Below are 15,739 nucleotides of genomic sequence, written 5' to 3' on the forward strand. Positions count from 1 at the left end.
AATATTTTCTCTTCTTTTTTTATAATATATCATTTATAGCAGTTTTTATGTCTTGTTTTAATAATATTGCTCTATTTTGTATTTGTAATGGAATATTATCATCTTGGTTATTAATTGAACAATAAAATGAATTTTTATTGTTAAAGGTCATTTGCCAAAACGGATATTTTATAATTGATGGTGTATTGTATCCAACACCGAGTTCTAAAAATAAAATTTTTTTATCTTTATTTTTATTTAGAAAATTTTCATATCTTTTATATGCTTTATTCCAACCTTCATCTTCAACAAAAGTATCATCTTGTCTTAAATTCATTGTTAAAGGTTTATTACAGTATGGACATTTGGGAATTAAATATGAAGGTATTTTCATATCTTTCTGCTCTTTAACCATTTTTATTACTTGCTCTTTATTGTCAAATGTTTCATTATGACAAGGTGTAGAGCATTGAAACAAACCATAATCACCTTGTGTATAAAATAGTCTGGTTTTATCAATTCCCGCTTTTTGAAATAAATGGTCTACATTTGTTGTAATCACAAAATAATCTTTATCTTTTAAGATTTTTAAAAGATTACTATACGTTTCATTATCATTATCTTTATATCTATTAATAAATATATATCTGCTCCAAAAAGCCCAGTATTCTTCTAGTGTATCAAATGGATAAAAGCCGCCTGAGTACATATCCTGTATGCCGTATTTTTTATGAAAATCAGAAAAATATTTAAAAAATCTTTCTTTTGAATAAGTAAAACCTGCTGATGAAGAAAGTCCTGCTCCTGCTCCTACCAGTATAATATCAAAATTATTTATTTTTTCTTTTACAATTTTAATTAAATCATAGTAGTTTTTTGTATATTTCATAGTCTTTTGATTTGAAAACATCAAATATCACCTCAATTGTTGATTTTGTTTCATCTAAATATTTAATAACTGTATCAACGGCAATCTTAGCTGCTATATCATTTGGAAAATGAAATTCTCCTGTTGATATACAACAAAATGCAATAGATTTTAATTTATATTTGTCAGCAAGTTTTAGACATGAAGTGTAACATGATTTAAGAGTTTCAATGTCACTATTTTTAAGTATATTATCTATATAAGGTCCAACCGTATGTATTATATATTTACATGGTAAATTATATGCTTTTGTTATTTTTGCTTTTCCTGTCGGTTCTTCGCTTTGTTGTATATTCATGATTTTACTGCATTCTAGTCTTAATTGAATTCCTGCTTTTGAGTGAATGGTATTATCTATGCATTTATGACATGGTATAAAACATCCAAGAAGTGAAGAATTGGCTGCATTTACTATTGCGTCAACTTCTAGTTTAGTTATATCTTCTTTTATTAAATATATATTTTTCTTTAAAGGTTTTAAATTTGTTATATTAATTATTTCTTGTTTTTTTAATTCTTCATTTAGATATTCATCTTGAATTTTTAAAAATTCTTTTGCTATATTTTTTGCAGGACGAATATTCATTAGAGAGCGAAGTAGGATTTTTTGTTCATCTTCATATCTTGGTATTTTAATATTTTTATAATCTTCTTTTTCGTTTAATAAATAGTTAATTAAATATTTTCTTCTATCATTTTGATTCATTTTTTCCTCCTTTATATATAATAAATAATTAATATAAAAAAATAAAGTAGGCACTTTTTTGTAATATGGTTACTTTTTAGAAACTAATATCATTATTTAAATAAAAAAAAAGTTTAAAAACTTGCTTGATATTGCTATTTTTTAATTTTTTGTTTTTTCTAAGATATTTTAATTTTCGATTTTATCATTAAATATAATAATTAATTTCTCTTATTCGTTTTGCTTTAATAACTTACAATGACTTCATAAAATTTTCTATATCTAATCATATTAAGTTATATATAATGTCGTTATTATACCTGTTATTATTCAGTTTTATATTAAAAAATATTTATATTAAAAAATAAATGTATAACATTGTTTTCATCAGATGTATTTGGAGTATTGATATTTTTATCTTTTTCTTCTTTAGTATTGTTGTTATCACTTGTATTTGTATATGCTGTTGTTTCAATAACAGTATCTATTGGTATTATTTCTGAGTAAAATCCGTTATATTCAAGTTGTACTGTGAGATTGAAGCTTCCTTTAGTTCCTTTAACATTATCTTTTGTTCCTTCTTTTGCAGAAGTAAAGTCTAATATTGTTACGTTTACTTTCATCCCATTAGGTAAAACAGGTTTTATTTGGTTTTCCACCCATGTTTTTGCTTGTTGTTTTGTTTTAACTTCTGATATTGATGTCGTTTTTAATTCATCCATTTCCATAATTTTCATTAATGTAGGATTTAATAAATTAAGAGCTTCGTCTTGGTCTTTAACGAATTGTAATTCATCAATTTTTCCCGCAATCATATCGGTTATTAACTCATGTCCATATGCATTTGGATGGAAATCAAGGTTTAAATTTAATGGAGCTTCGAAGCTTGCATTGCATGGATTTTCATTAGCATCATTAAATCTTTCATATACATCTGCAACCGCAAATGTTGAAGAGCTTGTATTTACTTTCTTAATAACTTGATTTAATTGTTGTACTCCTTGTTCAAAAGTTGTATTTATTAATTCCAATGTGGTTGCCATGGCAGTTCCTTGTCCTTGTTGAGGAAGGAATTTATATGGATTATACTGTGTTGTAATAATTATCCATGCATCAGGATTATTTGTTTCAATATAAGAGATTATATCATTTAAGTTATCTTTAAAATTAGAAAGGGCGGTTTTTGCTTGTGGTGAATCCATGAACGTACTAATTTTTCCTGCTGCAAATAAAATTATAGTTAAATTTCCATTATTAAGCTCTTCTTTTATATAATCTCCGTTATATGAAGTTGCATTTTCAGAGTTATATTCTTCTGCCAAAAAATCATACAAGGCATTCATTAAGTCATTTCCGCCTATTGTAAGTGTTATTACATCGGCATCTTCGATATCTGATTTTAATGAATTACTGTTTAGTTTATCAAGCAGGCTTTGGCTTGTTTCGCCATTGTCTGCCTTGTTTGTTAAGTTGTATCCGTATTTGTCTGTAATCTGATCAACGAAGCCGTTTTGTGACAAACCGTATCCTGTTGATATGCTGTCTCCAAGTGCAAGGTAGTTCTTTTCGCCTGCCGCTTTTATTTCATTAGGTATAAATGAAATTACAAGGAAGAAAGCAAGGGAAAAAGATAATATTTTTTTTATTAAGCTGTTTTTCATGTATGTTTCTCCTTTAATTGAAAATGATGATTTTATGTTGATAATATTATATCTTAAATGAAAACTTTACACATCCTCCGTTTTTAAACAAAAATGGGGGATAAAAAAGATTATTTTTTATTATTTATAAATATACTTTTTCTTTATATTTTTATGGCTTGCTTATATTATTTTATTATTAGCTATTATTTGTTTTACTTTGATTTTAATTTTATTTAATTATTAATATCATTTTCATTTACATAAATTTTTGTATGTTTAATGTAATTAATATTTTTTGTTTTTTCATCCTTTTTTATTAATTTTTTATAATGTTACTTTTATTAAAAATATGGCTATATTACCCATTTTTATGCGAAAATGTAGGATATGAAAAATCCTATTTTTTTGGTATAATTTATTAAAAGATATACATTATTTTTTAATTTAGAATAATATTTTTAATATATGTTTTATAGGTATTTTTTGAACACTGATTATAAAACATTTATCCTATTAAAAAAGTATAGGAGGATATTTATATGAATAAATTTTCTAAGAGGTTAATTGCATTATTGGTTACATTTTCTTTGGTACTATCCATGATGGCGAACTTTAATAACTCTGTTGTGTTCGCTTCTTCTATGGAAAATAATAAAATCGAAACAGACATAGATAATAATAATCAGACATCAAATAATGGTAATGTGTCTATTGTGAAGAATTCTGATAATTCTTCTAACGTAAATATTAATGCTTATTCTGATACAAAATATTCTTCTGAAATAACGAATGTAGAGGTTGATATTTCTAATAAAACCATGATCATAGAGTGGTATGGTCAGGCAAGTAAAGTTGTTATTGAGTTTTATGATGAAGAATTTGACGGTGAAAATGATGCGGCTTCTCATTTGATTTCAAGGAAGACACAAGATGTTACATCTTCTGCGACAGAGATTGTAAAGACTAATGTTTCATATGAAAATGACAGTTCTATTCCTATGTATTTTATATTAAAAATTTATATGCTTGATGAAAAAGGGAACGTTGCTTCTTATGATTTTCTTTCTAATTCATATACTAAAGATATTTATGAACTTAGGAACATGACCGCAGAGGATTATAAAGACGAGGGAGATCGTTTAATTGATGTTGATAAGGTTGCAAGCGATGATGAAGAACTAAAAGATAATGATACTTTTATGGTTCTTAAGGATGATGTTATTTTAATAAAAGAAGAAAGTGCTTCTGAAGAAGGAACTGATAGTTTACAGGTTAATATTGTTCCTACAAATGATGAAAACTCTCTTATGTTTTCCCTTGGAAATGTTGATTCTAAACTTGCTGATGAGTTAAATAATATAGAGGGAAAAACTCCTGTTTTTGTAATTGATAAATCATCTGAATCTTCTGGTGTAAAAACTAATTTTTATATGCTTAACATAAATAGTGCGCAAATGGATGATGCAAACGGTGCAATTATTTATGGGGAAAATTTGAATGCAAACACAGATGAGGGAGAAGTCGAATATTCTAATTTACAAACTATATTTGAAGCTTATAAAGGACATACTGAAAAAGAGTATTCAACTTCCTTTTCTTTACCTCTTGGTGCTTATGGAACAATAAGTGCAAAACCACAAGGGAAAATAACCTTTGAATTATGTATTGATTTTGGTAAAAGTAATATATGCGCAATTTCCTTTGAAAATGACTTGCATTGCAAAGATACTGAAGTTGACATAGATTCACCTTCTGTGTTCTTTGATATTCCTGTTCTTCAAGTTCCAATAGGCATGCCTGGAGTAATAGAATTTGATATTGGCATTAATGCCAGAATTTCAGGAAGTGCAACAGGCGGTGTAAGATTTGATTATGATTTAAATTCAGGTTTTGAACTTGGAATGACAAATAAGGGAAAAACATTTTTAAATAATAAGTCTAAGGGAAGTGATACTAAGTTCCAAGGATTTAGTCTTACAGGAAGTGTATTTACGGGGTTTGCTTTTGGTGTTTCTTTTGAAATAATAAAACTTATTTCGTTAAGCGCAGATCTTGCATCCGGCTTTGATATTTCAGGAACTTTAAATTCAGGGCACTACTTTGAAGAAGAAAAAATATATCATGCATGTAAAGATTTTGAATGTATTGACGGAGAGGTAAGTTTAAAACTTCTGGGATATAGCTTTTCAATTAATTTGCTCATGTTCAGTAGAGGAATTTCGGGAGATATTCTTCCGCCTCAATTGATATGCAATTTATATTACTCCGGCACATACAAAACATCAGGTCAAACGGAGTGTCCTCATAAAGGATATAAGCTTAATGTTCATGTAGTAGATCAAAATGGTAATAGTTTATCCGATGTAGATGTTTCATATCCTAATGATGATAAGCAGTTTGAATCTCTAAAAGAAGGAAAGACCGATGCTGATGGTAATGCAGTTATATATGTTCCTGAAGGAACTTATGATATTACTGCGGATTTATATAAAAGTAATTTAAACCATCATTTTTCTTCGGTTGCTAGTTTTGTTGAACAAGGATTTGATGAAGAAAACGGGGATTTATATAATTCAGAATTTGAAATTACAATTGACATGAGTTATAATACCGTTTCTTTCCATGATTTAAATCAAGAAGGGAAAGCAAGCAATATGCCCGGCAATGTTTATACATATCCAGAAAGTACCTCTACGGTAATTCCTGATAATACGCCTACAAAAGACGGTCATATTTTCCTTGGATGGGATACTAATGAAAGTTCAAAAAACGTAGTATATAAACCGGGAGATAAAATAGAGGCTACGAATGATATAAGGCTTTATGCTGTATGGGCATATGATTCATATAATGTTAAATTTGATTCCAACAAACCAAAAAATGCTTCAACTGAAATGTCAGGAAGTATGTCAGACATGACTTTAAAATACAATGAAAGTAAAAATTTAAGTGTAAATGCTTATTCACTTCCAGGATGGAGCTTTAAAGGCTGGAATACAAAAGCGGATGGAAGCGGAGATAGTTTTACCGATAAGCAGGAAGTAAAAAATTTATATGGAGCAAATGTTAAAAATATTACGTTATATGCACAGTGGGAGCCAAAGACTTATACGGTAACCTTTGATGATAGAGAAGGAAATACAAAAACTCAAGAAATGGTATTTGATACTGCTGAAAAATTAGATCCTTGCACCTTTACGAAAACAGATAATATATTTACATATTGGTCAACCCTTGCTCTTGGAAGTAAGTATTTAGATGAATCTTCTGTAGTAAATTTATGTAATCTTGATAGTAACGGAAATCCTACGGGTATAACGTTATATCCAAACTGGGTTATGTCAGACAGTGCAGTAATTTTAATTACGGATAATGGAAAATCGGTGGATACAAATAATCCAGAAAATGATATTACTTTAATAAATTATAATACCGGTGAAGAGTTTAACGGTGTATTTGAACGTATGGAAAGCGGAGTTTATGCAATATCTGATACTGCTGCTATACCTGAGGGAACCTACAAAGTTAGATTCAGCGGTGCATTGGAAGGATATGATACAGATGATAGAACAATAGAAGTTGATACTTTAGGTGGAGCATATAACTTTAATTATTGTACTGTAAGCATATCTTCAGACGAGCATGCAACCTCATGGATAGAATCTAAAGGAAATACAACGAAAGAAAAAATCTTAGTTGGAACGCAGATTGAAATAGGAACAGATGTAGATGAAGGATACAGCTTTGAAAGTTATACTGCTGTTGGAAGTACTCCAGGATTTGAAAAGGATGATCCTACAAAGGCTAATCAAACTATAACCGTTACAGGTGAAGTTCAAATTGATGCTCATCCTTTGGCAAATTTATATACAATCCAGTTTATTCCTAACTTTGAAAATGGCGGACCATCAATAACTCAGGATATGGTATACGATGAACCTCAAAATCTATTTGAAAATCAATTCGTAAGATATGGATATGAATTTGCAGGCTGGACTGAGGGCGAAAAATGGAGCGGTGAAGAAAAATTATATGCCGATATGGAAAGTGTTAAGAATTTAACATCTGAAAATGGCGGTAATGTTAAATTATACGCACAGTGGAATCCTGTTCAAACATTTATTAAATTTGATGCTAACGGCGGTGACGGTTCAATGCTTGATCAGACCACTTATTATGAAAATAATACTAAACTTGTTCCATGTGAATTTACAAAAGAATATTATGACTTTGTCGGTTGGAATACAAAAGCCGACGGAAGCGGAACTTCATATGCTGATGAAACAGAATTTATTTCTAATAATGGAGAAAAAAATTCTACTATTACATTATATGCACAGTGGAAATTAACGGACTATAACATAGAATATGATTTAGGCGGAGGTACCCTTTCAAAGGCAAATCCAGTTACTTATACATATGAAACAGATTCTTTCAAACTTAATAATCCTGTTAAAATAGGATATAACTTCATAGGCTGGACCGGTTCTAACGGAGATACTCCTGAAAAGGATGTTACGGTTAAGAAAGGTTCAAGCGGAGATTTGAAATACACTGCAAACTGGGAACCAATAACTCTTACTATAACCTTTGACCCTAACGGAGGAACCTGGGCTGACGGTTCAAAAGGTAAGAAAGTAATAACTGCCGAATATGGAAGTACAATTACAATACCTGATGCTCCTAAGAAAAATGGTGCAACTTTTGAATACTTTGAAGGTTCTAATAACAAATACAGTTCAGGTCAAAAAATTAAAGTAACATCTAATCTTGAATTTAAGGCGCACTGGTCTACAAACAGTAGCAGTGCAGCAACGGGGGATAATAACGATATTTCAGGTTTAATCTTCCTAATGACTATTTCTGTTATCGGTATAGGACTAAGTATAAGAAATATTAAAAGACAAAGAAAAATCTAATAAAAAACAGAACCTTTAGTGGTTCTGTTTTTTAATTCTTTATTTTTCATCAATAATTATTTTTTTACACTGTTTACATATATATACATTTATTTTATCTCCGTTTAATCTTCCAATAATTCCGCTTTCATCGTAGTCGGTTTTTTCCCCTTTTTCTAATTATATGATGTATTTTACGTTTTATACTAATATAGAGAGCTTAATTAAAATAATATAATTTTATATGTATTCTTAATGTAGTGAGAAAATAAAAAGCCATAAAGCTATATTTTATAGTCTTTATGGCTTATGTTAAAATTACTCGAACTCCTAAGTGCAAAACAGATATTAACTGATTTCGCTTAGGTGTTTTGACTTAATTTAATATACAATGATACATATTATCTTAATTCTATAAGGTACATTGACTTCTGCTATCAAATAGCTATCACTTGAGTGCTATCAGATATGATACTTATTCTTCCTTAATTCAAACGCTGACTCACCACCCTCTAAAATATCACAGATATGTTGTTGTATTCCTCGAGAATTTAAAATACCTTGTTCAATAGTTCCGTCATCAGTATACACAGGCATATTATTCTCTATAGCACCTGACCTGTATTCAAATCTAAATTTTTTATTTGGAACATTACTTCCTTGCTGATTAGCTACAATTACTTCTTCAGCATCTGCTCCAAGAACTACATTTGCATTATGTGTAACAATTATAATTTGTCTATCTTTTTTTTTCTTTTTGATGAATGGAATTAAGTCTTTGAAAACAGATCGATTGTCCAGATCATCCTCTGGTTGATCTATAAGAATAGGACATTTACTGTCTGCTAAGTCTATTAACAACTTTAACAAAACCAGAGCTTTTTTACCGGGGGACATAACATCAATGGTATCATTGTCCATTTGAACATTATACTTAATCTCAAACCAATCATCGCAAATATCTCTAATTACACTTTCCTTATTGTTGCCTTTTTTAGGTTGTAGCTGATCATTAAGAATTTTACAAATAATATCTTTTAAAAAGTCCTGCGAATACTGAGCTTCAGTAAACTCATCGATTGATATCGTTTCTTTAAAGATTATAGAGCGATTATCTAAAAGTTTTGAAATTTTATCCAAAAATGCTTCTTTTTTGAAAGGCACACATACAGAAAACTCCAAATCGCTACTTCTGAACTCAGGCTTCGAATTAACTGTTTCAGCATACTCTGTATGGAATTTTTTGAATTTTTCTATACACAAAGAAATATCATTAATATATTTATTTTCTTTTTCAACAAGACTTTTTTCTTTTTCCTCTAACATTTTCAGCTTTTTTAACTTATCATTTTCTTGTTGAATATTGTTTGATATTTCTGTAATCACTTTATTATCTTGAATTTTAGATTTCAAGCTATCTCGTATTTCAAATAGTTCGTTTTGTCGATTTTCTTTTTCATTTAATCCAGTAGATATGTTGGTTAGTATAGTGTGTTTACTGCTTTCCCAAACAGCATCTGCAGCTTCTATTGCTTTGTTCATTGTTATATCTATAAGATTTTTAGTATCACTTGAAAAAGAATAATTGAGTTTTCTTTTTTCCACCAATGAATCTATTTCTTCTAAAAAAGCAAGGTCGTTTTTCAATAATAAGATTTGTTCTTTGAGTGTACTTATTTCAAAAACAGTTTTTTCATATAAATCCAAATCATATTTAGATAAATCAAGTTCATTTGACAATATATCTTTTCTAGAAGATAGTTTTTCTATTTGAGCCTTGATAGCTTCTTGATCACCTATTTCTTTTTTGTCCTCTTTTACGCTATTTATTTCTTTGTGATTTTCAATTAATCCAAGAATACTCATATTCAATGTAGACTTATAGTCTTTTATTGACTGCAACATAGAAGTATAAGTTGACTTAGCTTTAGCATCAATCCAAACAATATCTTGAATTATTCTATCGATTTCTGTAGTGGATTCTTTTGCGTCACTTAATCTATTTAAGTAGGTTTGAGGAATATATACAATCTTGCGAGGTTCGTCTTTTTTTCCATCTTTCCAAGTTACAAAAATGTTTTGAATATTCTTATTAATAGAAGAGGACTTCTCTTCTTTTTCCTTAACCTGCAATGGGTCTATTGCGTTAGCTAAATTATGTAATAGTATGGATTTACCTGTTGATTTGCCACCAATGATACAGGTTAAATTTTCATTAAAATTGATAGGTGCGTCCTGAAAATCTTTATCTATGAATTCTACTTTATCGATAACATAATACTCAGCTTTATAGTCAGGTAATGTCTGAGAAATTTTAACTCGCTCTTCAGGTTCATAAAGGATCTGCTTTAGACCATTAAATGTTGGATCTGCTTTTATCCAGCAATATTTTTGCTGGTCTGGTTCAAATATTTCTTCATTTTTGTGAGCATCACTTCCGTGTACGCAAGGTTTTAGTGAACCACACTCTTTTACTACTGCTTCAACAGAGCAATTGGATTTCTTTCCTAAAAAGTATTTAATGTCAGAAGGAGTAGCTGAAAAAATACCATCGACAAATTTATATATTGATTGTCTAAACGCTTTTAGTTGACTATCTCCTTGAAAACCATCTAAGTAATCCGAATGGTTTACTGCACCACTTACGCCATCTGTGGAACTATTAGAAACAAAAATAATAGTGTTATCACGCAGTTCTCTGTCATTCAAAAAGATTTCCTGTATCTTGTCAAAAGATGGAACAAATTGTTCTATTCCTTTTTTATATGCTGCTGAGTCTTCTAAAGTTGAATCTATGGTTTTTCCTAATCTAATTAGTTCAGAGTGAGATGCCGAAAAAGTAGTTGAACTATATCTGAAATTTATCTTTGAGAAAAACCTGCTATCAATAGAGCTTATAATATCAGGGTTAAATATAAAATGGATATTAATAGGGGAATCATTGGCTATTGGCTGAATTCTCATTTCAACATTTGGCAATACAAGTTTAACACTTTTGGGTAATTTGTTATCTGCTATAACTTTCTTATAATTATCAATAGACAAATAATCTGTTATCGCTATAACTGCTACTGCTTTTAGTGGATCATCTCCACTACCAATATATGTACTAATATCTTGATAGTATTTTTCCCATTTTTCTTCAGATGAAGACCCAGTAAAATTATCATTTTTTTGAGTATCTGGTGTGTGAATATGTAATTCCCATCTTCGCCATTCAGATCCTTTTGTAGATTCCATTCCTTTTGTCCTCTTTAAACAATCTTAAAATATTTTCTGTTATTTGGCATTAAATCCATTATAACTTCCAAATCCAAGCATATACGTAGCCATCGCAATCGCCAAATCTTCTGATTCAACATTCTGTTCGCTCGCCAAAGCTCTCAGCTCGTCAATAACTGTATCGTGTGGCACAATTGTACCTTCTAACTCTTTAACTGCCTTTTCAATAACGGATGGCAATACCATACACATCTGATAAAAAGCATCGTCCTGTCCTGTTACTAAGGCGTAGAATTGATCAAGACTTACCCTGCGGATAAGTTTATGACCAACCTTTTTTTTATCAACTGTCGTTTCCCATTTGATATTCTGAGATCGATGTGCAATCGCTTCTACCAAAAAACAAGCACAGTCATCGTCATTTAACAACTGATTTTGCATTTTGATAAAGGTTTTACCTGCTGAAGCAGAATTCATTGTATTATGTTTATTTTTCATTTCAACATAAACGGTATGTACATTTCCTGCGTCAGGAATAGGAATACCATCAGCATTTTCGTAAATTACATCCCAACCGCCTTCTTCGCCATTTGGCGGAACGTGACAATTTTTAATGTATTGGAAAATACGCTGATGAAAATATCCAATATCGTTGTTGTTAGACTTGTCTCTTTGACGGAAAATTTCGTTACTTACAATTTCTTCCCAAGAAGATTGATATACTGTCTTGTCAAAAATTAACTTAATCGGATCAATGATATTTTTATTAAAGCGCTTTAAATCAAATGATTCAAGCTTTTCTCCGTATTTTTCAATCGTTGCTTTGACATGATTTGAAAAATCTTCTTCGTTTATAAAAGTTAAATTCCACATCATAAACTCTCCAATGCTTCTCTTATTTTTACTGCAATTTCATACGCTAAATTAACTGGTACAGCATTTCCAACTTGTTTGTATTGCTGTCCTACACTTCCACAGAATTGCCAATCATCAGGAAAACTCTGACATCTTGCATTTTCTCGTATTGTAAATGGACGAGGCTCCAATGGGTGACAACGGTCAGTCTGTTTTTGGCTTGGAGAAGTTAAAACAGTAAGTGAAGGTTCATCTAAACTTAATCTTCTTAAAATACCTGTTCTACCGCCTTCCATATACCAACAACTTTTCATATATTCTTTCGCAATATCTTCGGGAATATCTCTCCAATAACCGCCTGGGGGAACAAGCTCAAATATTTTGCGTTTATGATCGGAATATTGTGAGCCTTCACTTTGAGGACAATCTAAAAGAATATCTCTTAGTACTGGTTTATATTTATGAGGAGTAGGGAAATGAAATTTAATTTTTGGAACTAAATCATTTCTAATTCCAATCGTAATTAAGCGTTCTCTTTTTTGAGCAACTCCGTAATCCCAAGCATTTAAGACTTGTTTTTGTATGGTATAACCTTCGCTTTCAAAAATGTCTGTAATTGTTTTATATGTGCGTCCTTTATCATGTGTCAACAAACCTCGCACATTTTCGAACAAAAACATTTTTGGTTGGAGTTGTTTCAAAAATTTTGCGTAATGATAAAATAATGTACCTCGTGCATCTTCCAATCCTAATCTCTTTCCAGCATAGGAAAATGCTTGACAAGGCGCACCACCTGATAATAAATCAAGCTCTCCTTTTTTTATGTTAAAATACTCTTCCAAATCTAAACAAGAAATGTTAGCAATATCATCATTGATAACTCGCCAATTCGGACGATTGCATTTTAATGTATCTGACGCAGCTTTATCAAATTCTATTAAGCCGATTGTATCAAATCCAGCTTTCTCAATTCCTAAAGCAAGTCCACCAGCGCCTGCAAACAATTCAATAGTCATTGGCTTTTTCTCAACAACCTCTGTCGGCTCTTGAACAAACTCTACTACATCGCCAATATTACAATTTAAAGCTGCACAGATTTTCTCTATACTTTCAAATGACACTGTTTCATTTTTGCCCATTCGAGCCATTACATTAAAGCTAATACCGGCAGCTTCTTTCAATTCAGTACGATTCATATTTTTGTCTATCAGTATCTTCCAAAGATTATTATAACAAACAGCCACCGTGTTAATACCTCCGCTATAAATATTGTCTAAAATACAATAATGGTTTGTTATATTATAGCTTATTTTGTTGTAAAAACCAAGTTATCTCACGATTTCGTTAGAAATTCTTTTCTGCCAACACGAACTGTAATTTATTCTATTATTAATACTAATCATAAAAAATCGGGTGCAGCTATTTAGCTATACCTGAAACTTTTACGCATAAATTACTTTTGTATTCACAATCTGCGTTGCACGATTACGAATACTATTCATCTTCTGCACCAATAGTATTTGATTTTCAGTTTTTAGCTTTTTCTTTTTGTTTTCTTTTTTCGCCAGTTGTTCTACCAGCCAAAGAAACATATCTTCAGCCTGCTTATCAATATCGGCATGGTAGTTGTTCAACTTGCAGAAAATCAATAGATTAATATAGAAAGAGCTTTTATTTTTTTATATACCACAAAATCTCTTTGCCTCACACACTTTTACTGGTTTTGTTCTTTTTTATTGGTGATAGGCAGTGGAGATAATAATCTCCTTGCAGCCCATACTGCAAACTGTTCTTTTTCATCTTTATAATTTTAAAGCATGAAACATACTATTTAAATTTTCTTTATTGATTTAAAAATAATGAAGTTACATATTATATTTATTAAAATAAAAAAAGCATTACGGACTGAAAAAATCAGTAATGCTTTTTTATTTGAAATATTTTAAATCCGTATAAATATTAGGGATTTAAGTTCATTGTACTACTCAAACTCAATCGTTCCAGGTGGTTTGCTTGTGCAGTCATACAGTACTCTGTTGACATGATCCACTTCGTTTACGATTCTTGTTGTTACTTTTTGTAGAACTTCCCATGGAAGTTGTGCGGCACTTGCTGTCATGAAGTCAGATGTCATAACCGCTCTTAGTGCTATGGCATAGTCGTATGTTCTGAAGTCTCCCATAACACCTACTGAACGCATATTTGTCAGTGCTGCAAAATATTGTCCAAGGTCTTTGTCTACTCCTGCTTTTGCAACTTCTTCACGATATATTGCATCGGCATCTTGAACTATTTTTACTTTTTCTTCGGTAACTTCACCGATTATTCTAATTGCAAGTCCAGGACCAGGGAATGGTTGACGCATTACCAAATACTCAGGTATTCCAAGTTCCTTTCCTGCTTTTCTTACTTCATCTTTAAATAAATCTCTAAGTGGTTCGATAATTTCTTTGAAGTCTACATGATCAGGTAGTCCTCCAACGTTGTGGTGAGATTTTATAACCGCACTTTTATCAAGTCCGCTTTCTACAACGTCAGGATAGATTGTTCCTTGAACAAGGAAATCAACCGCACCGATTTTTTTGGCTTCTTCTTCAAATACTCTTATGAATTCTTCACCGATGATTTTTCTTTTTGTTTCAGGATCTGTTACTCCTGCAAGTTTGTCGTAGAATCTTTGTTGTACATTTGCTCTTACAAAGTTTAAGTCATAAGGACCGTCCGGGCCAAATACTGCTTCTACTTCATCTCCTTCGTTTTTACGAAGTAAACCGTGATCTACGAAAACGCAAGTAAGTTGTTTTCCTACTGCTTTTGCAAGAAGTACTGCTGCAACAGAAGAGTCAACTCCGCCTGATAGGGCACAAAGTACTTTTCCGTTTCCTACTTTTTTTCTGATTGCTTCAATGGTTTCTTCAACGAAAGAATCCATTTTCCAATCACCCTTGCATTTACATACATTGTATAGGAAGTTATGAATCATCTTTGTTCCGTTTTTTGTATGCATTACTTCTGGGTGGAATTGTACAGCATAAAGATTTCTTTCTTTGTTTTCCATTGCCGCAACGGGACATACAGGTGTATGACCTGTTATTTTAAAACCTTCAGGTTGTTTTTTTATATAATCTGTGTGGCTCATCCAGCAAACATTTTCTTCATCGATTCCTTCAAATAATAGGGAAGAAGTATCAAGATTAACGTTTGTGTGACCATATTCGCTTACGGGAGCTGTGGCAACTTCGCCTCCAAGTTTATGAGCCATTAATTGTGAACCATAACATATTCCAAGGATTGGAATGTTTAAATCGAAGATATCTTTTGTATATGTTGCAGAATCTTCTTTATATACACTGTTAGGTCCGCCTGTGAAAATGATACCTTTAGGATTTAAGGCTTTTAAATCATCAAGGGAAATTGTATAAGGTTTTATTTCACAGTACACATTACACTCTCTAACTCTTCTTGCGATTAGTTGGTTATATTGCCCTCCAAAGTCCAATACTACTACTAATTCATTTTTGTTACTCAT

Annotated in this window: 9 protein-coding genes and 1 pseudogene; 1 reads left to right on the top strand and 9 read right to left on the bottom strand. The window is 30.8% G+C overall.

The window, feature by feature from the left end; translation table 11 throughout:
- Positions 1 to 19 precede the first annotated feature (19 nt).
- The 3 genes from FGQ49_RS00085 to FGQ49_RS00095 form a co-directional block, all read right to left on the bottom strand.
- Positions 20 to 889: an SIR2 family NAD-dependent protein deacylase gene (locus FGQ49_RS00085; RefSeq protein ID WP_243112181.1), complete on the bottom strand. Its 870-nt coding sequence runs from the start codon at positions 887 to 889 to the stop codon at positions 20 to 22.
- On the bottom strand, positions 843 to 1,613 hold the full coding sequence (locus FGQ49_RS00090; RefSeq protein WP_138267880.1) for a protein-ADP-ribose hydrolase: 771 nt from the start codon (positions 1,611 to 1,613) through the stop codon (positions 843 to 845). The genes FGQ49_RS00085 and FGQ49_RS00090 overlap by 47 nt, the downstream gene beginning before the upstream one ends.
- A 320-nt stretch (positions 1,614 to 1,933) precedes the next feature.
- Positions 1,934 to 3,253, bottom strand: a complete 1,320-nt coding sequence (locus tag FGQ49_RS00095) for a GDSL-type esterase/lipase family protein (RefSeq protein WP_138267881.1) — start codon at positions 3,251 to 3,253, stop codon at positions 1,934 to 1,936.
- A 521-nt stretch (positions 3,254 to 3,774) separates the two neighbouring features.
- Between FGQ49_RS00095 and FGQ49_RS00100 the strand changes: the two genes are divergently transcribed.
- Entirely contained in the window at positions 3,775 to 8,154 is a 4,380-nt protein-coding gene (locus tag FGQ49_RS00100; RefSeq protein ID WP_138267882.1) for an InlB B-repeat-containing protein, read from the top strand.
- Positions 8,155 to 8,193: 39 nt separating this feature from the next.
- On the opposite strand, the gene FGQ49_RS10760 is transcribed toward FGQ49_RS00100, so the two are convergent.
- From FGQ49_RS10760 to guaA, 6 genes and pseudogenes are all read right to left on the bottom strand, one after another.
- Entirely contained in the window at positions 8,194 to 8,274 is an 81-nt protein-coding gene (locus FGQ49_RS10760) for a PF20097 family protein (protein WP_431731921.1), read from the bottom strand.
- A gap of 321 nt (positions 8,275 to 8,595) precedes the next feature.
- On the bottom strand, positions 8,596 to 11,373 hold the full coding sequence (locus FGQ49_RS00105) for a TrlF family AAA-like ATPase (protein WP_138267883.1): 2,778 nt from the start codon (positions 11,371 to 11,373) through the stop codon (positions 8,596 to 8,598).
- Between the two features lie 39 nt (positions 11,374 to 11,412).
- On the bottom strand, positions 11,413 to 12,228 hold the full coding sequence (locus FGQ49_RS00110) for an Eco47II family restriction endonuclease (protein WP_138268036.1): 816 nt from the start codon (positions 12,226 to 12,228) through the stop codon (positions 11,413 to 11,415).
- Positions 12,228 to 13,454 carry a DNA (cytosine-5-)-methyltransferase gene (gene dcm, locus FGQ49_RS00115; protein WP_138267884.1) on the bottom strand — a complete coding sequence of 409 codons (1,227 nt, stop codon included), beginning with the start codon at positions 13,452 to 13,454 and terminating at the stop codon, positions 12,228 to 12,230. The genes FGQ49_RS00110 and dcm overlap by 1 nt, the downstream gene beginning before the upstream one ends.
- A gap of 198 nt (positions 13,455 to 13,652) precedes the next feature.
- Positions 13,653 to 13,874: pseudogene (locus tag FGQ49_RS10765) on the bottom strand (TnpV protein); the annotation flags it as partial.
- Between the two features lie 317 nt (positions 13,875 to 14,191).
- Complete coding sequence (guaA, locus tag FGQ49_RS00125; RefSeq protein WP_138267885.1) at positions 14,192 to 15,739, bottom strand: glutamine-hydrolyzing GMP synthase; 1,548 nt, start codon at positions 15,737 to 15,739, stop codon at positions 14,192 to 14,194.

The sequence above is a fragment of the Anaerofustis stercorihominis genome (assembly GCF_005844425.1).
Taxonomy (GTDB): domain Bacteria; phylum Bacillota; class Clostridia; order Eubacteriales; family Anaerofustaceae; genus Anaerofustis; species Anaerofustis butyriciformans.